Source organism: Bacillus songklensis, from assembly GCF_042649685.1.
Taxonomy (GTDB): Bacteria; Bacillota; Bacilli; order Bacillales; family Bacillaceae_H; genus Bacillus_BA; species Bacillus_BA songklensis.
Genome location: NZ_JBHRZT010000073.1, coordinates 212416 through 234638, shown reverse-complemented (window position 1 = coordinate 234638; position 22223 = coordinate 212416). Strand labels below are relative to the sequence as shown.

Here is a 22223-nt window from a genome sequence, read left to right as displayed (position 1 = left end):
TCTTTAATTCTATTATAAGGAATCTATTTATAAGAAAACAGGTCTCTATCATACTATTTTCCAAATCCATTCGACTCTAAACGTATTATATAAATCCACGTAGACCTTTTCAGCTTATTCAAGATGCGGCCGCGAATCGTATAAAAAGCAAAATCGAAGGTTAAAAAATTAAGCAAAACTTATATAGATTTATATATTTTCACCTCCATCCCTGAATGTTGAGCCAACAATAATAAGCATTTATATAGATAAAAAGTAGGAGAGGCTGGCCCAAAAGGAAAAAACTCCTTTCGGGCCAGCCTCGCAAAATGACGTATATGAACACTTCTTTGTTATTTTAATGAATTGGCGAAAATCGCATTGGATAGCAGTCGATAGCTTTGTTGAGTATGGGCACGGAACGTCAGGTCGTTCGCATAAGCCACTACATTATAGCCGTCTTTCTGCCATGAGAAGGCCATGACTTGTCCTTTCACTTGTTCTTTCCCTGGCCACCATCCCGCTTTGTAAAATTCACCTTCATTGCTTACCTGTAATAACACTTGCGCTTCTTGCGGAAGGGATTTCACCCATGTACCGGAAGCCGTATAAATCCACTCCTGGTTGCTATACCCGGATGTATACGTTTGATTTGGCGTGACATTCATTTTTAAAATTCCCTCATGATAGAAGTCTGTATTCCCGAACTCAAATCCAGGAATGATGTTTTGATCTTTTATAGACTTCAATGCTCCGCCGCCGGAGAAGATATATGTCTTTCCTTTTTCAATCTTCGCTTTTCCTTGGTCATCAAAGACAATGGAACTTTCCGTTGCCGGTGCAACCGTAAAGCCAAGCTCTTTCAGTACGAACCGGGAAGCCATACTGCCTGTGGCGGCTATCGTTTTCTTCTCTAATTTCTTCGTCAAGAGTTTACCAGGGTAAGGCTTTGCATCTACTACATATTTGTGGGAAAGCGGAAGTAAATCTGCATACTTCACCACAAAGTCACCTTTGCGATAACCAAGCTTGTTTTGATTCACATAGCGCACTTCTTTTCCTTGTGCGAGCAGTTCATTGACAAGCTTAACTGCATCATTGTTCGTATTGTGCACAACATATGTTTTCACTTTGCGTTTCATATCAACAGCGGGCTTGTTCACTTTCTCTACTGGCTGCGCGGCATTTACAAAAGCATTTTGCTGATAGATTTCATAACGGTTAAAGCCGCGTAAATCCGGGAAGTTCGTGATGACGGAATCATACATCGCTTCCCAATCCGATACATCCTCTCCGTCTGATAAGACCGCATTCGCCAAACCGCGTTTTGCCTGGTGCATCGGCACGATAAACGAACCTTTCGGATATTTGACACCGTCAATCACTGCTTCTTTTGTTGTTTGCTCTACTTGAATGCCGTTACGAATCAAGTATTCTACCATGTTATAAACTTCTAAGGCATTTTTTTGTAAAGACTTTGCCACCGGCAAGACATAATAGTCAGGGAAGAACTTTTCGTTCTCGCCGCGATCACGGCCGATGACTTTTCCTTCTTGGTTCACCAGCCATTGATCGACCGCTTTGTTATCCTCGCCGTTTACACCGCGCTTAAAGATTTCCAATTGATTCATGTATAGCTGTTCTTTATGGTCGAGTGCATATTTGACCGCACCCAGGCCTGCATATAATAACGCTTTGTTTGATTCTTCGTTTAAATCAGGAATTTCAATCGTATGTCCCAGCGCACCATGGAACATCGCAAACATCGCGGTATAAGCAGTCGTTGCATCATCCCATCCATTTTTATAGTCCAGTGCCGGGATTTCGTATTTCTCATATGCCGTGTTTGCTACACCGGCCTGTCCCATCGCATAGGCATTGTCAATCATGCCGTCTATCAACAAATCGTATTCAAAGTTAGGATTATGGGGCGGTGTACAAGGCTCAATTAAAAATCCTTTTACGAACCCGTGAAAATCCAAGAAGGATAACGGCGTCCATTTTGCGATTTCTTTTGTGACATTGATTGACTCTATCTGTGTTTGATTGCCATTGTCACGGTTTAAGTCAAAGCCGTTTGCGTTTTGTCTCGTGTTATGAACGCGTCCGTCTCCGTTATGGGCAAGGTTGAACACAAAAATAAAGTTGTCTAAGGCATGATTGACATCCAATGTCACGGTTTGTTCTGTGCCATTTACATCCGTCGTTTTATAGGAAAGGGTATCTTTTGTCGCGAACTGCTGTAAAAGATCCACTAACGCATCCACACCAGGTGCTTCATCCGGGTGAATGTTATTGAACCAAATCGGCACTTGATAGTTTTTAAGTTTTCCAGATTGAATGTCTTGCTGCAATTGTTCCGGATTTTCCAATGCCAGCGGAAGAGTTTTAGTTAAATAGGCGTCTACTGCCGCCTTATCTTTTGCGAGCACCACCAAATGCATATCTCTTCCTTCCACCGTTTTCCCGATGGATTGATATTCAGCGTAACGATTCGGCTTCTTGTCTTTAAAAATTTGATCGATCGCCGGTTTAATCTCCTCATATTTACGATAGCTGTCATATACATTTAGTTTTAAAGAAGCATTTGCCTTCGTTCCCTTCCCGGCATCTGTGACAGCTAATTCATAGTTGTTTATGAACGGCGGGTATTTGACACGAATATTGCGAGGTGATAAATCATTCGTACCGAATAGCAGGTCAAAATGAAGAGTCGCTTTGATTTTGTTGGTTCCTTCTATGTATTGAGGCGGTTCTTTAAAGGTAATATAAGGATCACCCGTGAAGTCCCCTTTTTCGTTATTCCACTTTTTCCATTCCTTTAACGGCTTTCCTCCAAATGTCCATTGCAATTTAGACAAGTCCGCCTGATACCCTAAATCGAGTTCAACCGTTACATCTCTTGCTTCCGTCATGGAAAGCAAAGACTTGTTGACTTGGAGCTGTTTCGCCTTCTCTTCTGCTTTGACCAACACCGTGCTGTGCGGCACAAAGATAGACAACAGCAGGACTGCGACAATGAAAAGCAATTGCAGCTTTTTAATCATCTTCTCATTCCTCTCTTTTTATTATTTTTTGAAAATTAAGTCATTTATTTTTCGAGAAAAGCATATCATATCTTTTCGGAAAACGAAATATATAATGATAGGACCGCAATGAATAAAAGCTTGTCCTCCCGTCATAAAAGGTACAATAAAATCGAAGGTATAAGAGGGCGGGCTCATTATAATAAAAACCCATATTCACAAGGTTTTATGACCTCTTTGATATGAATCCACATAAAGACCTTTGTGAGCTTATTCGAGATGGAAGAACTGAAAGGCATAAATAACCTAAAAATCAGTAGTGAATGTTAAAAACTTAAATTGGAGTTATATATCTTATAATATAAATGGAGGAGTTTTTTTACAGAGAGAATAGAAATAGGTAATTTATGAGAGTCTTTGCTTGGCGATTTACAACCTTGAATCAATTTGCTAGATTAGGTTTGATGTATCCTTAAGATGGAAACAGAAAGGAAAGATCATATGCAATACAGTTTACGTTATAAAGAAACAGCGAAAAAGCAAGATTCCCATTTTTTTGCTAGCCCGTCACGCTCTTTGCATACCGAAGAAAAACCGGCTTCACGCCTGGACAAAAAGCGAACACAGCAAAAAAAGCCGGTTCCAAAGCCGCCTTTATACTCTGTTGCAGCATTAATCGGCATCATTCTCCTTATCATTTATATTGTCGGTTCACAAATGTCCAAGCCTGAGCGGGTCGTACAGCAATTTGAAGAGGCCGTTCACAACAAGGATTATGGATATATTACGGATGTCATGAACGACGGGCAGGACGAAATAACGGCAACAGAAGAAGATGCAAAAGCCTTCGTCTCTTACTTAACAAAAGACAAAAAGCAATTCCAAAAGACGATGAAAAAGGTAAGGGATTCCTATATGGATGACCCGCTCTTTGCCGACCAGCCGATTAAACCGTTCATTTCGTTAAAACAGGATGGGAAAACATGGTTATTCTTTGACCGCTACATATTGAAAGTCGAAACGTATAAAGCCAACCTTTCAAGCAACTACGAAGATGTGAACCTATATATCGGAAGCAAGAAAGTCGGCACCACAAAATCGGCAGACGATACCGTTACAACGCAGCCCCTGTTTCCGGGGATTTATACGTTTAAAGCCCAGCCGAATAAAGCATACGGCACTCTTGAGACAAAACAGAAAGTAGATGTAACGAAATCCATTCATAACAAAGCCCAGGTGTATTTGGAACTAAAAGGCGAAAAAATTTATCCATCTTCCAACTACGAAAGTGCCCATTTGTTTGTAAACGGGAAAGATACAGGTAAGGAAATTGGAAAGATTGATTCGTTCGGTCCTGTCAATACGGACGGTTCAGTTATCATATACGCCGAAAAAAAATTCAAAGACGGGGTTAAACGAAGCAAAAAGGTAAAGGTCGAAGATGAAACGGACATTTACCTGCCGATTGGAGAAGATGAAACAGCCGAGTCAGCGGAACAGGCAGAAGACAAGGACGCTGATGTGGGAGATTTTTTAAAAACTTATGTTTCCAAATCCATGGATGCCGTAAACGAGCATGATTTCTCCATCGTTGAAGATATGCTCATCAAGGGAAGCCCATACGAAAAACAAGCAAAAGAGTATCTGAAATACTTAAAGAAAAAAGGGATTACCGAGGATTTAAAGGAATTTGATATCCGAAACATCGAACAAGTATCCAACGACAAGTATGTCATTGAAACGTCTGAACAATTCGAGATTCACTACAAAGACGGCTCAACGAAGCTCAAAAGCTTCAACAGCCGCTACGCCGTCCAAATAACCGAGGACGGGCCGAAAATGCAGGATTTGCTTGAAAGCAAGCAAGTGCAGAGCGAGGATCTCGACTAAGCAAAAGACCATCTTACGCTTATGAGAAAGCGGCAAGATGGTCTTTTTTCCACCCTCAACATCCTCTCCCACGTTCTTTTCCCTGCTTTCCTCCTTATTTCGTCAAAAACACTGCACACCCCAACGCCGCCATCACCGTCCCTAAAAAGACGAACAGAGACGTCCAAATAACTTCTTTCGTCAATGTTTGTTTTCCTTCCGCTTGCAGTTTAAGGGAAGCCCTTGCTTCGTCTTCATTCCCGCTTTTTTGAATGCCATAGCCGCATACACGGCAGTAAGACTTCTCTTCGGCAGGGGCGCCGCACTTAGAACAAACCATCATGATATCCTCCCCCTGTATGTCTCCATAAACGAAGAGTGTTCTTTCCCACACATACCAGCCTCTTCCATATGTAAGAGCGATTATTATATGTGTAATCATCGTGATGCTTAAAAAGAACTCTTGTTTTTTCACTATATGACAGAACTGATTGGGAGGTTCATCACATGAGGAAGGCCCATAGCACGTTCTTCCATGCTATGGGCCTTCCTCACTTTGTTATAACTTAAAGGCTTGCGTCAAAAATTGAAGATCCTGCGACATTTTCCTCAAGGAGTTCGTCGATACGTTGATTTCTTCGATCGTTTCAAGCTGTTCATTTGTAAGACTTGCTGCTTCTTTACTTTTTTGAAGGGATGCATCGGCGATTTTATCCATGTCCATCACAGAAGCCGTCACTTCCTCGGAACTTGCAGCCATCTGCTCTGATATGGCCGATACCTCCTGGATTTGCTCGGCGACCCGTTCAACTTTATTTACAATTTCACCGAATGCTTCACCCGCTTGATGAACAACCTTCATGCCAAGCTCGGCATTTTCTGTCCCTTTTTCCATCGCGAGAACAGCTTGGCCGGTATCATGTTGTATTTGCCGAATGAGATCACTGATTTGTTCAGCCGATTTTCTGGATTCCTCAGCGAGTTTACGCACTTCATCTGCGACGACCGCAAATCCTTTTCCATGCTCCCCGGCCCGTGCCGCTTCAATGGCCGCATTGAGCGCCAGGAGATTCGTTTGGTCCGCAATGGCGGTAATGACCGATAAAATATTGCCGATTCGCTGGGAGTGCTCTCCTAATTGCTTGACCACGCCTGCAGATTGTTGAACGGAATCACGAAGGGAATCAATCTGGTTGACGACATTTTGGATGACCTGTTGACCGTTCTGTGCTTCAGTTGCCGCTTTTGTAGAAGATTCCGAAACAGTGGAGGCAGACTCTGCAATGCGTCCGATTCCCACCGCCATTTCTTCCATGGCCCTTGCACTCTCATTGGTCCCCCTTAATTGGGATTCTGCTCCTTCCTGAACATGTTCCATGGCAGAAACTAAATGTAAGGCGGCAGTCTTTGTTGACTCACTCGTAGCCGTCAATTGTTCAGATGTGGATGATAAATCAACAGCGCTCTCGTTCACCGTTATAATGATGGCCCTTAAGCCGGCGATCATCTGGTTGAAATCTGCCGTTAACCTTCCAATCTCATCTTTGGATTCATATGTACCCTTTACGGTCAAATCCCCTTGTCCCGCTTTCGCCATAAGTGATTGCATATCTCGAAGCGGCTTTACGACAAGGCGAACAATGACAATACCCACTCCTAAAAGAAAGATAACGGCTACGGCCGTCACGATCGTAGAAAGCATAATGGTAGAAGCTGCCTCTTTCTTATTGGCAAGGTTCAACTGCTCCGCATCCTGCTCGTTGCGCTTTTTTAACTCATCCAGCTGGAAAAGAACTTGATCGCGCAAGCCGGATACATGTTCTAAATAATAGTCATATGCTTCTGCATTTTGCTGATTCAACGCCATTTGAATCGAGGTAAAGCGCTCATTTTGATAGGTATGGAGCGTCTCCTGCAGTTCTGTTATCATCTTTTTCTCTTCACTGCTTAAGGGTAGTTTCTGTAAGCTTTGGAGCCTCTCTTCAGAGCGCTTTGCCGTCTCTTGAATATTCGTGCTCAAATCCAAACTATACTTATCGTCCTTCGTCACCATTAACTCCAATGTGTACGCTTCAATCGAACGGATGGAAAAGCGAACTTCCTCCACCCATTTAATCGCCTGCAATCGCTGCGTATACATTTCATCCGAGTTTTCCTTTACATTTTGTAAGGAAAAAAACCCGAGCAACCCATTGAACACCAAAAATAAGATAGCCGAAATCAACAAGATCCGCATCTTTGTTCGAATGGTGACATTTTTTAAAAGCTTCATCCTAGTCCCCTCTTCCTCATGAACCAATGATAATCTATGTATATGTTTTACATCGGTTAGAAATGGAACTTGTTTATAACAGAACAATAAAAAAAGCCGCTGGCAAATGCCCGCGACTTCAAGAGACAAGCTATACAAAAGTATACTTGCCGACGAGATTATACTTATCGTAAAACCTCGGTTGGTAGCTTTACTGTAATATGAAAAGACACTCTATTTCAATAGGAAATTTTTTCTGAATAATTTTTTGGACAAAAAGAGTTCGAAAGATTTATTTTTATTCCAACTTTTATCTATTATGGTATTTTTGTGATAAAATCATCACAATTTTCTTACATATATTATGAAATCATACATATAATGACTGAATTGGAATGAAATTCTTGATGATATTCCTATCTTTTTTTGCATATAATAAAAGTGATAAGATTTTGGTTGGTAAACCAATTTGTCGGCCTGTTTTAGTAAACAGGCTCTTTTTTGCCCTCTTTCTCTTCTTTTCCTTCTAGTCATCTTCTTATATAGTAATCGTAAGGAACTCTTTATTGAAGGAGACTTATGATGTCAAAAACATACTTTTTTTTATTCCTTATCTTATTCTTCATTTCCGCCATGCCTCTGACAGCGAAAGCCGCCGGTGAACAGGAATGGATCATTCACTTAAAAAATGATAAAGAGGTAAAGATGATTCCATCATCTTCTCTCAAGATTCTGGAGCAAGAGAAACATGAATGGAAGGTGACGGCAACAGCAGAAGACATAAATCGCCTCAAGGCATTTCCCGCTATCCGGTTTATCGAGCCAAACAAACAGAAACAAGCCAGCTCTGTTTTCTCTTATGACGACCCTCTGCTATTCAAGCAATGGGGATTGGAAAAGATTCATGCCATGTCTGCTCTTTCATCCTATAAAGAAAAGCCTCGTAATCTTCTAAAAGGATTAAAGATGACAGATGAACAAACCGGTCAAACAATCCTTTATGAAGGGCAGGCACTTCCTGCCGACGAATGGAACATCGACGTCCAAAATATGCCGCTATCTAGAATATCGGTCACATTGAATCATTTTGAAGGCCCCTGGACCATAAAAATTTTCGATGAGCATGGAAAACTGCTCGGAGAAAACGAGGGAGCCTTTTTAACTATAGATGTTTTGCTTCCTAAAAAGCAAGCATTTCGTACTTTACGTGTACAAATTCTGGGAACGGAGGACTGGAAATCACAACCATCTTTCCGGAAAATATACGGTACATATGCATCAAGAGTCGCTGTCATTGATTCCGGAATCTCTTCTCATGAAGACTTTTGCGAAAACGTGTTAATGAGTCTCGGACATGATTATGCCGAATCCCTTCCATATGCAGAAGACACGTTTGGTCACGGAACATTTGTGACAGGTGTTTTGGCCGCCTGCGGCAATAACGAAAAAGGCATCACGGGAGTCATCGGAAATGCTCCTGTCGATATTATCCCTTTAAAAGTATTGGACCGATCCGGAAACGGGGATGACTTTGACATTAGCCAGGCCATTCTCGACGCCATGAAGATGGATGTGGATGTCGTCAATATGAGCCTTGCAGGAAAAGGAGAAACGCTCATGCTGCGTGAAGCGGTCATGAAAGCTCTCCAACACGGCATGACCGTTGTGGCCGCTGCGGGCAATCAGCAAACCGATACAAGCACCATTTACCCGGCCTCTTATCCAGGTGTTCTTACGGTCACCGGGATAACAGATCAGTCTGTCCCCATTCCGATCGCCAACTATGGATGGGACGTGGACATCAGCGCACCAGGGGTGAATATCGTCAGCACCTTTAAAGAAAATTCATATGAAACGATGCGCGGCACATCACTCGCAGTCCCTTATGTGAGCGGGGCCGCGGCACTCTTGAAAGCTGAACATCCTGATTTGGATGCCGTCTCGGTCTATCATATGCTCGTCCGCTCCGCCCGGGATATCAAAGAACCAGGGGCAGACATTTACACAGGCTATGGCTTACTTCAAATCGAAGAGGCGCGTATGCTTGCCCGGAAACAGCCGAACGTTATGGAGTGGCTGACATTGAAAAACGGACAGCCGCTCGTTCAACCGGCCTCTCACTTGATCGGGTTTTCAACGAGCCTTTTGCACAAACAAGCATGGCTGTTTGTAAATGATACTCTTCAAAAAAGCTGGCCCATCACCGCCAACGTGATGACCGTCTCTCTTCCTTCTATTAAGGGACAAGCATCGGTACAAACCGTAGTGACAGACTCTAATCAAAGATTACTAGCCGAGCGACAGATTCAAATTCAGGGTGAGAAGCAAGAGGAGAAATCCTTTAAGGATGTCCCCTCTTCCTTTTGGGCCCATAACGAGATTCAGCAAGCCGCTGAACTCAGCATCATCAACGGATATGGAGATGGGACCTTCCATCCGAACGAATCCGTCAGCCGCCGCCATGCGATGATGATGCTGAACCGGTTCTTTCAATGGCCCATCCCTTCCCAACTGGAGCCTCCGTTTGAAGACGTTCCAGTCACAACACCAGGATTCCTGTCCGTTTCATCCGCTTACGAACAAGGGATCATGAAAGGATACGATACCATCTTCAAGCCGAACAACCCGTTAACAAGAGCGCAAATGGCTCTTATTTTGGCCAAATCTTTAAAGCTGGATGCACCTATCAAACAAGCTCATCCGTTTGAGGACATTCCTTCCTCACACTATGCTTATAAGGAGATTCAGCAGCTTACGGAGCTGGGAGTGGTGACAAAAGCCTCCCGCTTTCGCCCGAATGGAACCGTCACCCGTGCGCAGCTTTGTGCGATGATCATGAGGGTGAGAGCGATTCAATCGTAAAATAAAAGGAACATAAATAGGATAACAACCTCTGTCACAGGTCCTTCTTCTACTTGCGCCTTTCTGTTTTTTTCATCTTGAACGAGCTTACAAAGGTCTTCGTAGATTCATATACATGACAGTGGTCAATACCCATCAAAGCAGACACCTATCCTATTTAAAAACATGGATGACAGATGGCAAGTTCGTGCCTTCTCGACATTTTCTTGCATATTTTCTTATAAATGACAGGAATTCTATTATATAATAGGACAAGTAGAAAGAATCATTGTGAAAGGTGGGGAGTTCGGACATGAATAAGACATTGATTATTGTACCTGCTTACAATGAAGAAGAATCCATCGCCGCTACATTGCGGGATTTGCTCATCATTAAACAAGAGCGGCCGTTTATCGACATATGTGTCATAAATGACGGATCAAAAGATCGGACAGCTTCCATCGTCGAATCTTTTGAAGATGTGACACTCGTTAATCTTCCATACAACCTCGGCATCGGCGGAGCCGTTCAAACAGGCTATCGTTATGCACATCAGCACGGATATGATATCGCGATCCAATTCGATGCAGACGGACAGCATAATGCCGATTCAATTGATGCTTTGATTCAACCTATTTTATCAGGAGAAGCGGATATGGTCGTCGGCTCCCGCTTTTTGGAGAAAACAGATTACAAAGGGGCTGTTTCCCGGCGTCTCGGCATTTATTACTTTACCTTGTTGCTTCGCCTTCTCACGGGACTTACCTTCACGGATCCTACATCGGGCTATCGGGCTATCAATAAAAAAATCATTTCCCTTTTTGCTTTTGACTATCCGAAAGATTATCCCGAGCCGGAAGTATTGATCCACTTGACGAGAAAAGGATTTAACATCAAGGAGATTACGGTTCATATGAAAGCCCGTCAAGGCGGAAGCTCTTCCATTACTCCTTTGAAATCCATCTATTATATGACAAAGGTTACGTTATCCATTGTCATTCAACGTATTGTAAGGGAGTGAAGATATGAGCATTATATGGCTTTCCCTTTTCATAGTAGTCGGCATTTTTATTTTCGTTATTGAATCGGTAAGAAGGGGCATTCTGGAAACGAAGTATTCTATTCTATGGATTATCACATGTGTATGCCTCGGTATTTTAAGCTCAAATGAAGCGATCATCAATAAGCTGGCACATTGGCTCGGCGTCTATTATGCACCGTCTCTTCTTTTCTTATTCGGCCTGTTGTTTTTGCTTTTCATGGTGTTTGATTTAACAAGAAGAGTGTCCAAGCTGAACCATCAGCTCGTTTCATTGGCACAGGAATATGCATTGCTGAAACAAAAATATGAGAACGAAGGAAGTAAAAAATCTTGATTTACGGACTTGTTTTACTGAATATCTGCGTGCTGGTCACAGGCCAAATTTTATGGAAGATAGCCGTTTCATCTATCCAGGAATGGAATATGCAATCGGCCTTATCATTGGTCATCTCCCCATTCTTTATCGGGGGAGCCTTTCTGTATGTATTGGCAACCGGTCTTTGGCTTGTGATTTTATCCAAGCTGCCGTTAAGCGTGGCATATCCGTTTCAAAGCATCAGCTATGTATTCGGGGCTGTGGCGGCTTATTTCATTTTTAAAGAAACGATTTCCATTCAGCAATGGATTGGCATCGCCGTCATTATTTTCGGAGTCTATTTAATCGCAAAGTAAAAAAGGAGGGAAAGGGCGTTGCCTCCCGTCACATCGATGAAAGGGGGACACTCATCCATGAAAAAAGGGTTACCCATTATACTTGTGCTGCTTTTATCTTTCTCACTCCATCTGTTTTTCTTGATCGAGCATCCAGGATACTTCAGCCTTCATGGAAGCCGTGATGCCCAGAAATATGATGAAATGGCACACCGTTTAATCGAAAAAGGCATATATGCCTATAACGCTGAAGAGTCGAACGCCTACGTCACTCCTTCGCACCCATTTTACTTAACAGGCATCATCTTACTGGCGGACGCTGTTTCCGTTGATTACATGACGTTGGTTCGTCTCTTTAATATGGTACTGAGTATGGCAACCGTTTGGCTAATATATGCCATTCCAAAACGATTATTCCAAAATGAAAGGATCGGTATTTTAAGTGCTCTTTTATATGGAACCTATTTAGCGCCGCTTCACTATTTCCGTTCCATGCTGACGGAAACACCATCCATTTTTATGTTCATGCTTTCGATTTACATTTTTATAGTGGCGATTCAAACAAAATCAACGAAGCTGCACATATTATTTGGGTTTGCGGCGTCCATTACCATCATGTTCCGCCCTACTCCAGCGCCGATGCTGCTGTTTGCCTGGGCCATCGTCATCTATCAAACAGGCTTTAAAAATGCCATAAAAATAGGATTACTCTGGTGGATTGGACCTCTTTTCATTATCCTGCCATGGTCCATCCGCAACTTGATCGTTCTTGGTGCGCCATACATTTTCTCATCCCATTCCGGGAACCCGATGCTGCTCGGTACAAACCCATATTACATGATGCCGGAAGAAACGTTACTCGCTAAGTGGAGAGAAACGGGAATGGAGCAAAGAGAGTATGCCATCGTTCGGATCATCGATGGCCTGCGCTATCAGTTTGCGCTCTGGTTCTCATGGTTTACGCTCGGCAAAACGATTTGGATGTTCCAGCAGCCTGAGCCAATCGGAAACTATCAAGAATTTCTGGCAGCTCCTGCAAGACTGTATGTTTATCTTGATCATTTCTTTGTCGTCTTCAGCAGCTTTATCACGGGCTTTGTATTCCGTAAGCATAAGCCATTGCTTTGCTTATTTATCATCTTCATTAGTTATGTTGCACTTTCAAATATGTTCTTGCCGTTGACTCGTTATGGCTCTTTCATCTTCCCTGTCATGTGCATCATTGGATCGTATGGGGCTGTGGTGACGGTACAGAAATTGATGCGGTTCAAGAAAAAAATGGCGGCTTAGTTGCAAAGCGCAATACACCTCCTTTCATCTTATCGGCTAATAAACGCAGGAGGAATAAGAGGTGAACCGCTTATGGCTAACAAAATCATGCGGAACAATGGCTACTGTTATCGGCATCATTGTCATCGTCCGAAATACTTCGAAAATCCCGTCGAGATAAATCTCGACGGGATTTTTCTATTTTAGCACGGAAAAGAATTAGCCGTTATGAAACTAAGAAACAAAAACAGATGGAACGATCACAAGGAAGCATGATCAAATTGAATCAGCCTGTAAAACGCGGCAACATTATAGGATAGGTTCAAAATTAGTAAAGAAATCAAGCCTTCTTTAAAAAGAGAGAGCCAGTTTCGGAAGATACTTATAGTTTTCAGGCTCTAACGTTCTAACCCCAAGTTCCAAAAATTGGTTCTGGTTCAAAAACTTCAAGATAATTGCAATGAATCTCTAAATCTTGGACATACTGATACTATCAGTTTAAGTTTTTTGCACCAGAACCGAACAAACCTTAAAAGGTAATGTAAAAGGAGTGACAATGTGAAGGTAACAGGACAAGGTTTTACTTCGATTGTAACAAGTTACTTTAAGAAGCTCAGATTTTTCGAATCTTAGCTTCTTGCTTTTTATAAAGACAATCTAACGAATCTCAAATGCAAAACACTACTATTCATCTCCTGAAAAAGCTGTCACCCTGTTATGAAAGGGATGACAGCTTTTTCATCCTTATACCATTTTCGGCACAAGATTAAAGCAACGCTTATAAATCCATATATAGTCCTTTTCTTTTAAATCACGCGGATTGCCTACTGTTTGTGGGTCTTTCATCGCTTCTTTCGCCAGCCGTTCAATCATATCAGTCGGAACGCCTTGTTGTTCAAGACTTGGAATCTCTAAATCTTCCACCAGCTCATACACCCAATTAACGGCTGCTTTGGCAGCTTCTTCCGTTGTCATGTGAAATGTATCAATTCCGACTGCCTTTGCAATACGTGCAAATTTTTCGGGATTTCCTTTCCAGTTAAACTCCATGACAGGTCCCATCATGGCCGCGACACATTGTCCGTGTGCAACCGGAATGATGCCTCCCAATGTTTGGCTCATCGCATGAGCGGCTCCTGCCGATTCACTTCCATATGAAAGTCCAGCAAGCATAGCCGCTTGAGCCATCCCGTAACGAGCTTCCAAATCCTCTCCATCAGCAAAAGCACGACGAATGTATTTGGCTACATATTCCATTGCCATGAGGGCCACTGCATCCGTAATGGGCTGGGCATATTTCATCGTATAGCACTCGATCGCATGGGCTAATGCATCGATACCTGTCATGGCTGTTACATGCGGCGGCATGGAAACGTGGAGCTCCGGATCGATGATCGTTAAGTGCGCAGCGATTAGTGGGCCGCCTGTATTAAATTTGAATTGTCGCTCTTCATCGGTAATAACGGCCCATTGCGTAACTTCAGAGCCTGTACCTGCTGTTGTCGGAATGGTCGTAAGCGGCGGAATACGGTGTTCAAGCGGCTTTTTCCCTTCCACTGCTTCATACTCTAGAACGCTTTCTCCATGCACAACTTCTACTCCAATCGCTTTGGCCGTATCCATCGAACTACCTCCGCCAATCGCGACTAAACCGTCACAGCCTTCCTGCTTATAAAGGGCAGACCCTTCATTGACAAGTCTCACCGGCGGGTTTGGTTCTACTTTATTGAATAATAAAATCTCTACATCTGCTTGCTTCAAGCTTTCAATCGCAGGGTTGGCCACACCTGCATGGTAGATCCCAGGGTCTGTCACAAGCAATGCCTTTGTCACACCCATTTTTTTAACTTCCTCACCCAGGTGCTTGATCGATCCGATGCCGTGTTTAATAACGGTCGGAACCTCAAACGTATGAAATTTATGCATATGCTCTACTTTCATATTTAAGCTCATCTATCATCATCCTCCTTGTTGTTTTTCCAGTAAGTATGTGTTACCCAAACCAGCCAACCGGCTCAGGTTTTGTATTGCGGTAAATATGTTTGAGTTCTGTATATTCTTCTAGTCCCAAGTGTCCAAGCTCCCGTCCGAAACCGGATTGCTTATAGCCACCCCATGGTGCTTGAGCGAAATACGGATGATAATCGTTAATCCATACCGTGCCCATTCTTAGACGTGATGCCACATATTCGGCCTTTTCGATATCTTTTGACCAAACGGCGCCCGCAAGCCCGTAAATGGTATCGTTGGCAAGCGTGGTCACTTCTTCTGCGGTTTTAAAGGTTTCCACCGTTAAAACCGGTCCGAAAACTTCCTCCTGAATAATTCTCATGGAAGAATGGCAATTTGTAAAAATGGTAGGTAAGTAGAAAAAGCCGTTTTGCAATTCAGGACCGCTTGGACGTCCTCCTCCTAAGACGAGTTTTGCTCCTTCTTGTTTGCCGATTTCTACGTACTTTTCCACCTTCGCACGATGTTCTGCCGAAATGAGCGGACCGCTTTGAGTTCCCTCATCGAAGCCATTTCCAAGCTTAATATTTTTTGCTCGTTTAACAAGTTCAGCCACAAATTGGTCATGGATGCTTTCTTCTACTAAAAGGCGGGCGCCTGCAGAACAAACTTGACCAGCATGGAAAAATACCGCGTTTAGCGCCTGGTCGACAGCCGTTTCAAAATCCGCATCCGCAAACACGATATTCGGGTTTTTCCCTCCCAGTTCAAGCGCAATTTTTTTCACATTGCCGCTTGCTGTTTGCATAATTTTCTTTCCTGTTTCAATACCGCCTGTAAAGGAGATAAAATCCACATTATGATTTTCCGATAGTTCGGCTCCGACTGTGTCTCCTCTTCCAAGTACAAGGTTGGCGACGCCTTTTGGGACACCTGCTTCTTCCATTAATTCGAAGATTTTGATGGTTGTTAATGGGGTTATTTCACTAGGTTTGACAACAATGGTATTTCCCGCAGCCAATGCCGGGGCAATCTTCCACGATGCTTGCAATAACGGGTAATTCCACGGGGTAATTTGGCCACAAACTCCTATAGGTTCACGAACTACCCTGCTTTGCGAGTTTGGATTTGGAGATGCAATGATGTCACCGCCATTCTTATCGGCAAGACCTGCATAGTACTGGAATACATTGGTGATATCATCCATATCTGCTCGGCTTTCAATGATCGTTTTTCCAGTGTCCAATGTTTCTAACGCAGCTAGTTCTTCTTTATCTCTTCTAATCAAATCCCCTATTTTGTGGACGATGGCTGCTCGTTCACTCGAAGATGAGAATGCCCATTCACCATGATCAAATGTTTTTCTTGCTGCTTCAATGGCTTTTATGGCATCATTCCGATTTCCTTCTGCCACGACAGCTATGATTTCCCGATTAAACGGATTAATGATTTCTCTTGTTTCTCCTGATTCGGATAATAACCATTCGCCGTTAATGTACATTCTTTTCGTTTCTGCCAAGTCAGTACCTCCCTGATTCGTTAAGTTTGTTAAAAAAAAATTTAACATTTTTAACGATTTCACTGTAACACACTTCTGATTTATTCGTCAAAATAAAATTTTCGATATTTTCTTTCAATTCATTTTTTATTTTTCTGTTGAATTATCCTTAAATCGCATGAATGAACCGTCGATATTTCTCTTTTTTAATGACAAATGTCTCCCCCGTTTTTACTTTTTCCTAAAAAATTTTTTGACATTTCTTAAAAATTCTTTAATATTGAACTTGTAAAAAAAAATTTAACAAACTTAACGAATTAAGCGAAAGGAGAATAAATTTGAATCAAACTCATGATCATCGAGCCCAATCCACCATTGAAGAAGCAAAAAAACTGGTGATTGACTCCATCGCTGAAACCATGGATTTATACGGTGTTACTAGAAGTGTTGGTACGTTGTACGGCACCATGTATTTTGAAGAAGATATGTCGCTTGATGAAATGCGGGAGGAACTCGGTATGAGCAAGCCGAGCATGAGCTCCGGTGTGAAAAAACTTCAAGAATTCAATATGGTCAAAAATACCTTTCGTAAAGGGAGCCGCAAGCATACCTTTATTGCTGAAAAAGATTTTTTCCGTTTCTTTAAGAACTTTTTTTCAAAGAAATGGGAACGGGAAGTCGTTATCAATCTCGAAGCGGTCCAAAGGGCCCAAGCGAAATTACAAAGTGTCATGGACTCAAAGGATGTATCGGATGACATCAAGCAACAAGCTTTCATTATTTTTGACCAACTGGAAGAATCCAAGACATACTATCACTGGCTAAAAAAACTCGTAAAAGTGATTCAAACAGACGAGATTTTCAAATACGTACCAATTGATGAAAAAGAGCATGTATAACTTCGGTAATATGCCGTCTCTAATGGGACGCGCATCATTATAAAAAACAGAATATTAAAAAAATAAGGAGTGATGTGAGTGCTTGAAAAAGCAGCAAGTACAGCGAAACCAGTGAAAGAAATAACTTCTGAGGCCAACCGATCGAGGTGGCCCAAGGTTCTGTTTTTTTGTGCAGTTGCCTTGGGCATGCTCATTTCCATCGGGGTAACAAACCGGGATATTCAATGGGGCGGTTTTATCTCGATGCTACTTTTTTATGGATTTGTCTATTATATCGGTGCCTTCATGGCCGCTAAAAAATCGGAAACATTATCAGATATGATGGTTGCCCAAAGAGGACTTCCTCTTACTGTCGCTACGTTTACAATGGCTGCTACCTGGGTTGGCGGCGGCTACATTAATGGAACCGCCGAGTCTACGTATGCAAGCGGCATTGTTTGGGCACAGGCGCCATGGGGATATGCATTGAGCTTAATTGTAGGCGGTATTTTTTATGCGAGGAAAATGAGGCGCTATGAGTTTATGACCTTGATTGATCCCCTCTCCCAAAGGTTTGGTGCTAAGCTAGCAGCCGTTCTGTATATTCCGGCTCTGCTTGGTGAATTGTTTTGGAGTGCTGCCATTTTAACCGCTCTTGGTACGACCTTTGGGACCATTCTAAACATTGACTTTACCACCTCTATTATTCTATCCGCGGTAATCGCCATTGCGTACACCGTCATGGGCGGTATGTGGGCAGTAGCCTATACGGACTTATTCCAAATGTCCATTTTACTTATTGGTCTTTTTTTGGTCCTTCCATTTGCCCTATCCAGTGTTCCTGGGGATCTTCCTGTTTTGTGGGATCACTATAAACAGGAACTGGGCACTTATGCGAACCTCTTCCCTCCCCTTGACGGATGGAAAGACCCGGCCTGGGGAAACTGGTATTGGAACTGGTGGGATTATGCATTACTGCTTATATTCGGCGGGATTGCCTGGCAAGTATATTTCCAGCGTGTCCTCTCTGCCAGGGATGAAAAAACGGCAATGTGGTTATCGATTACCGCCGGTGTTATTTGTCTAATTGCGGCTGTTCCAGCAGTAATGATTGGGATTATCGGCTTTAATGCCGATTGGAATGCATTCGGAACACAACCTCCTGAAAACCCGGCTAACATACTTCCGCATGTATTGCGCTATTTAACTCCTGAATGGGTCGCAGCAATCGGGTTAGGAGCGTTAGCCGCAGCCGTGATGTCTTCGATGGACTCTTCGATTCTATCGGCATCGTCCATGGCTGCATGGAATGTGTATCGCCCTCTCGTCAAACCAAAAGCAAAAGATGACGAATTAAAAAAAATCATCAAACGTTCGATCGTTATTGTTGGAGTAACCGCAATGATTATCGGGCTGAGTGTCAAGAGCGTCTATACACTGTGGTATCTTGCCTCTGATCTGGTGTACTGCATTCTTTTCCCTCAGCTTACGATGGCACTCTTTTATCGAAATGCCAATTTTTACGGCTCATTAGCAGGATTAATCATCGCTGTCATACTACGGTTTGGAGGAGGAGAACCGGCCTTTGGGATCCCGCCGTTTCTTCCATATCCGATGATTGAAGACGGTGTCGTTCTCTTTCCGTTTCGAACACTAGCGGCCGTATTATCCTTTATTGCCATCTTTGTCGTTTCTGAATTAACGAAAAAGAAATGCCCTCCACGAAAGTTAGTGAAAATGGGGGATCAACAAAAAAAGATGAAATAAGAAAAGGCAGGCGTTATATATGACGCCCGCCTCAACTTGTAGAGAAAGGTTTATTTTTTCTCTACAAGTTGAGGAGATCTTAAAGATCCCTTCTTTATTGTTATAATGTTCAGTTAACTTAATGTAAATGTATTTTACAAGAACAAAAAACGTTTCAAAAGTCTGTTAAGTCACAATAAAGTTGTTTAAGTCACAATAAATTCGTTGAAAAAACAATAATGTTGTTTAACTTTTTTTCTTTAACTCCCGTGAAAATTTAACAGGAACAAAATCTGAAAAGACCATACTTAAGTAGATCCGGCCAACATGTTTTTAAAAAAAAGGATGAGCTCCAAGATCATAAAATCAATATGCGGTTGAAAATAGATGACGTAACACCCTTTCGTCCCGTGGAGTAAAATAGAATAGGCTGGTGCAATAACCAAAATAGGGTTCATCTCCCGTACGTGCTACCCATATAGGGCGTGACAATCTGTAGTGCACCGTGGGCGCTGAAGTCAGATTAACGGCTACCATAGTGTATCGACCTTCCTCGCCAGACTTAGCATCAGTATAGACACAAAAACGATATTTTCATCATCTGTTGTGCTGCAAAGTACAGCATGGGGGGCTAACGGGATACGTTAGTCGAACAAGGTTAACAGCAAATTTGTTACAATATAAAAATGAGAATTCATTTATCACTTATTCTGCATACTTAATTTCATTTCAGTTTTTGACTTGGAGTTTAATAATTAAATAAATATATTTATAACTTTTTAAGCTGAACGAAGTGAACTTTTAGTTTTAAGGAAGGGGCATAGGGACGCTGTCCTTGAGTGGAGTATAAGGGAGCACAGAGTTCATCTGCAAAAGAAAAGTCAATAACTTGATCTACTTGACTCCAAAACGGATGGGAGGGAATAGAGGAAAAGATTTCATAATCGGCGAGGGCTAATTGGCCAAAGGTTTTAAACTGAATGTGAGACATTATAATCACTCCATACGTGGTATATAGCCTCATTTTACCGTACATATGGAGTGAAAGGTGGTTAGTTTTAAAATATTTGAGTTAGAAATGGCGAAAGAACATATTTTATTAGTTAATCGACAGTCTCAATATAGGTTCTATTTTCTTATCAAATGATTTTCGCACCAGAACTTTATGTACATTTAGATTTCTGTATAACCCCACTTCTTTTATAGAAGTAAGCTCCTCCTTCCCTTCAGTCAAGAAAGGTTAAGTTGTAACAAGTAAATTTGCCTCCTCAGTTGTAACAATTTCGATTGCGCGTTTCATGATGTGAATCATTTCCTTAAGATCTTCTCTTGAACTAACTAATGGAGGCATGAAAACAATGACGTCACCCGTAGGTCTTGTTAACATCCCTAATTCACGCATCTTAAGTGTTGTTTTGTAACCAACTCTTTGCTCAAAAGGGAACGGCTCTTTTGTTTTTTTGTCTCTGACAAGCTCGATACCACTCATAAAACCAAGCTGACGGATATCACCAACATGAGGCAGAACAGATAATTCCTTTTCAAAGAGTTCCTTAATATAGTTAGCTTTTTCTGAAACTTGCTGTACGATTTGATTCTGTTCAAATAATTTAAGATTTGCTAAAGCTACTGCACAGCCAAGTTGATTTCCGGTATAGGAGTGACCATGGAAGAACGTCTTCAATTTTGTATAATCATCATAAAATGCCTTATAAATCTTTTCAGTTGTGAACGTAACGGCGATTGGTAGATACCCTCCTGTAATTTTCTTACCTGCAGTCATTAAGTCAGGAAAGACGTTTTCATGCTCGCAAGCAAACATTTTTCCAGTTCTCCCAAAGCCAGTTGCAACCTCATCAATAATCAAGAGAACATTATATTTGTCGCAAAGCTCGCGTACCCGTGATAAATACCCTTTAGGCATGACTATCATACCGCCTGCTCCCTGAACCATTGATTCAACTGTCAAACCTGCAATTTCCTCATGCTTTTCCTTAAGAAGGTTTTCAAGGATTTCTAAACTTTCATCACGACATATCTCGGCATCACCAGAAGGATGACGATAAACATAAGGTACAGGTACTTTATAACTTTCAAACATTAATGGTCCATACACCTTATGGAAAATATCAACAGCACCTACACTAACTGCCCCAATTGTATCTCCATGATAGCCATTCTTTAACGTTATAAACTTTTGCTTTTGGGGAAATCCGATATTCTTCCAGTATTGAAAAGCCATTTTGATCGCAATTTCGACAGCCTCCGCACCACTATCGGAATAAAACACTCGTGATAATGGTTTTGGTGCGATTTTAACAAGTTTTTCTGCCAGTTCTGTTGCCGGTACATTTGTCATACCTAAAAGTGTTGAATGTGCAATCTTATCTAGTTGGGCACGAATTGCATCATCTAATTCCTTTTTACGGTGTCCATGTACATTCAACCAGACAGAAGAAAATCCATCATAATACTCGTTGCCATCAATATCTTTTACTTTAATTCCTTCTCCACTTTCAATGATTAAAGGATTTTCATCATAATCTTTCATTTGGGTAAAGGGAAGCCACAGGTATTTCTTGCTTTTTTCGATTAAATTCATAATCAATCCTCCATTTTTAATATAGTTGGTACTTTTTCTAGGTAATATATGTATTGTTCAATCTCTTGCTTAGAAGTTAGATGAGCAAAATACGTTCTCCCTCTTTTTTCATCATCACATTCTTTCATCTGTGTAAAAGAGTTCCATAGATATCGCTTATTTTTCTTGCCCAGTTCATCGTAGCTTAGCATTACTGCCACCCGCGTTCTCACTACTGGTCTTTTCCTTTCTTTTTTTGTTAACCTAAATAAAATTATAGTTAACATTTAAAAGAATGATACCATAAAGATAACGAATTATACAATTCGAAGTTTTCAATATTCTATAACGAATTTGTAATTTCAAGAATTAAAATTGATTCCAAGTGTGTGAGTCGGGGAAATAGAACATAACCATGAATCAGGAATGTGCTACAGAGCAGGCGGTAGAATGATGCGGATAAAAGAAGATGCTGGTCGGTTCTGGTGCAAAAATAAATTCTTATCCACGATTTTTTCAGAAATTCTTCTTCTTTAACTATGCTACCCCGTTAACTTAAGAAGGAAAAGTCCCAATAGGGTAAACTTCATGGCCATCAAGTTAACATGGACAAGTAAAGGATTAGACATAATTTCTACAAGG

General features: G+C 41.8%; 15 protein-coding genes and 2 pseudogenes. 8 read left to right on the top strand and 9 right to left on the bottom strand.

Translation table 11 applies throughout. The features are described 5' to 3' along the window. Window positions 1-332: 332 nt before the first annotated feature. Window positions 333-3026: a M14 family metallopeptidase gene (locus ACFOU2_RS24310; protein ID WP_377918910.1), complete on the bottom strand. Its 2694-nt coding sequence runs from the start codon at window positions 3024-3026 to the stop codon at window positions 333-335. Window positions 3027-3506: 480 nt separating this feature from the next. On the opposite strand from ACFOU2_RS24310, the gene ACFOU2_RS24305 reads away from it, so the two are divergent. Next, on the top strand, window positions 3507-4895 hold the full coding sequence (locus ACFOU2_RS24305) for a zinc ribbon domain-containing protein (RefSeq protein WP_377918909.1): 1389 nt from the start codon (window positions 3507-3509) through the stop codon (window positions 4893-4895). A 94-nt stretch (window positions 4896-4989) separates the two neighbouring features. Here ACFOU2_RS24305 and ACFOU2_RS24300 read toward each other — a convergent pair whose 3' ends face one another. From ACFOU2_RS24300 to ACFOU2_RS24290, 3 genes and pseudogenes are all read right to left on the bottom strand, one after another. Next, window positions 4990-5217 (bottom strand): hypothetical protein, encoded by a 228-nt coding sequence (locus tag ACFOU2_RS24300; RefSeq protein WP_377918908.1) that lies wholly within the window; start codon window positions 5215-5217, stop codon window positions 4990-4992. 216 nt (window positions 5218-5433) lie between these two features. Further along, window positions 5434-6075 (bottom strand): annotated as a pseudogene (locus ACFOU2_RS24295) (methyl-accepting chemotaxis protein); the annotation flags it as partial. 300 nt (window positions 6076-6375) lie between these two features. Continuing rightward, window positions 6376-7146, bottom strand: a pseudogene (locus ACFOU2_RS24290) (MCP four helix bundle domain-containing protein); the annotation flags it as partial. Between the two features lie 561 nt (window positions 7147-7707). Between ACFOU2_RS24290 and ACFOU2_RS24285 the strand changes: the two are divergent. The 5 genes from ACFOU2_RS24285 to ACFOU2_RS24265 all read left to right on the top strand — a co-directional run bounded on the left by ACFOU2_RS24285 (window position 7708) and on the right by ACFOU2_RS24265 (window position 12949). Continuing rightward, entirely contained in the window at window positions 7708-9987 is a 2280-nt protein-coding gene (locus ACFOU2_RS24285; RefSeq protein ID WP_377918907.1) for a S8 family peptidase, read from the top strand. Window positions 9988-10279: 292 nt separating this feature from the next. Further along, complete coding sequence (locus ACFOU2_RS24280; protein WP_377918906.1) at window positions 10280-10987, top strand: glycosyltransferase family 2 protein; 708 nt, start codon at window positions 10280-10282, stop codon at window positions 10985-10987. Window positions 10988-10991: 4 nt separating this feature from the next. Continuing rightward, the gene (locus tag ACFOU2_RS24275; RefSeq protein ID WP_377918905.1) at window positions 10992-11342 is read left to right on the top strand and encodes a DUF2304 domain-containing protein; all 351 of its coding nucleotides are present in this window, start codon (window positions 10992-10994) and stop codon (window positions 11340-11342) included. After that, the gene (locus ACFOU2_RS24270) at window positions 11339-11680 is read left to right on the top strand and encodes an EamA family transporter (protein ID WP_377918904.1); all 342 of its coding nucleotides are present in this window, start codon (window positions 11339-11341) and stop codon (window positions 11678-11680) included. The genes ACFOU2_RS24275 and ACFOU2_RS24270 overlap by 4 nt, the downstream gene beginning before the upstream one ends. A gap of 57 nt (window positions 11681-11737) precedes the next feature. After that, complete coding sequence (locus ACFOU2_RS24265; protein WP_377918903.1) at window positions 11738-12949, top strand: ArnT family glycosyltransferase; 1212 nt, start codon at window positions 11738-11740, stop codon at window positions 12947-12949. Window positions 12950-13672: 723 nt separating this feature from the next. Here the strand turns inward: ACFOU2_RS24265 and ACFOU2_RS24260 are convergent. Next, complete coding sequence (locus tag ACFOU2_RS24260; RefSeq protein WP_377918902.1) at window positions 13673-14881, bottom strand: iron-containing alcohol dehydrogenase; 1209 nt, start codon at window positions 14879-14881, stop codon at window positions 13673-13675. 40 nt (window positions 14882-14921) lie between these two features. Beyond that, complete coding sequence (gene betB, locus ACFOU2_RS24255) at window positions 14922-16379, bottom strand: betaine-aldehyde dehydrogenase (protein ID WP_377919173.1); 1458 nt, start codon at window positions 16377-16379, stop codon at window positions 14922-14924. A 335-nt stretch (window positions 16380-16714) separates the two neighbouring features. Between betB and cudC the strand changes: the two genes are divergently transcribed. Next, on the top strand, window positions 16715-17275 hold the full coding sequence (cudC, locus tag ACFOU2_RS24250; RefSeq protein WP_377918901.1) for a choline uptake/conversion transcriptional regulator CudC: 561 nt from the start codon (window positions 16715-16717) through the stop codon (window positions 17273-17275). 120 nt (window positions 17276-17395) lie between these two features. Beyond that, window positions 17396-19021 carry a sodium:solute symporter family protein gene (locus ACFOU2_RS24245; protein WP_377919172.1) on the top strand — a complete coding sequence of 542 codons (1626 nt, stop codon included), beginning with the start codon at window positions 17396-17398 and terminating at the stop codon, window positions 19019-19021. Window positions 19022-19769: 748 nt separating this feature from the next. Here the strand turns inward: ACFOU2_RS24245 and ACFOU2_RS24240 are convergent. The 3 genes from ACFOU2_RS24240 to ACFOU2_RS24230 form a co-directional block, all read right to left on the bottom strand. Next, window positions 19770-19991, bottom strand: coding sequence for a hypothetical protein (locus ACFOU2_RS24240; protein ID WP_377918900.1), 222 nt, complete (start codon window positions 19989-19991; stop codon window positions 19770-19772). 249 nt (window positions 19992-20240) lie between these two features. Continuing rightward, window positions 20241-21602 (bottom strand): adenosylmethionine--8-amino-7-oxononanoate transaminase, encoded by a 1362-nt coding sequence (bioA, locus tag ACFOU2_RS24235; RefSeq protein ID WP_377918899.1) that lies wholly within the window; start codon window positions 21600-21602, stop codon window positions 20241-20243. Window positions 21603-21604: 2 nt separating this feature from the next. Next, window positions 21605-21793 carry a hypothetical protein gene (locus tag ACFOU2_RS24230; RefSeq protein WP_377918898.1) on the bottom strand — a complete coding sequence of 63 codons (189 nt, stop codon included), beginning with the start codon at window positions 21791-21793 and terminating at the stop codon, window positions 21605-21607. Between the last annotated feature and the right edge of the window lie 430 nt (window positions 21794-22223).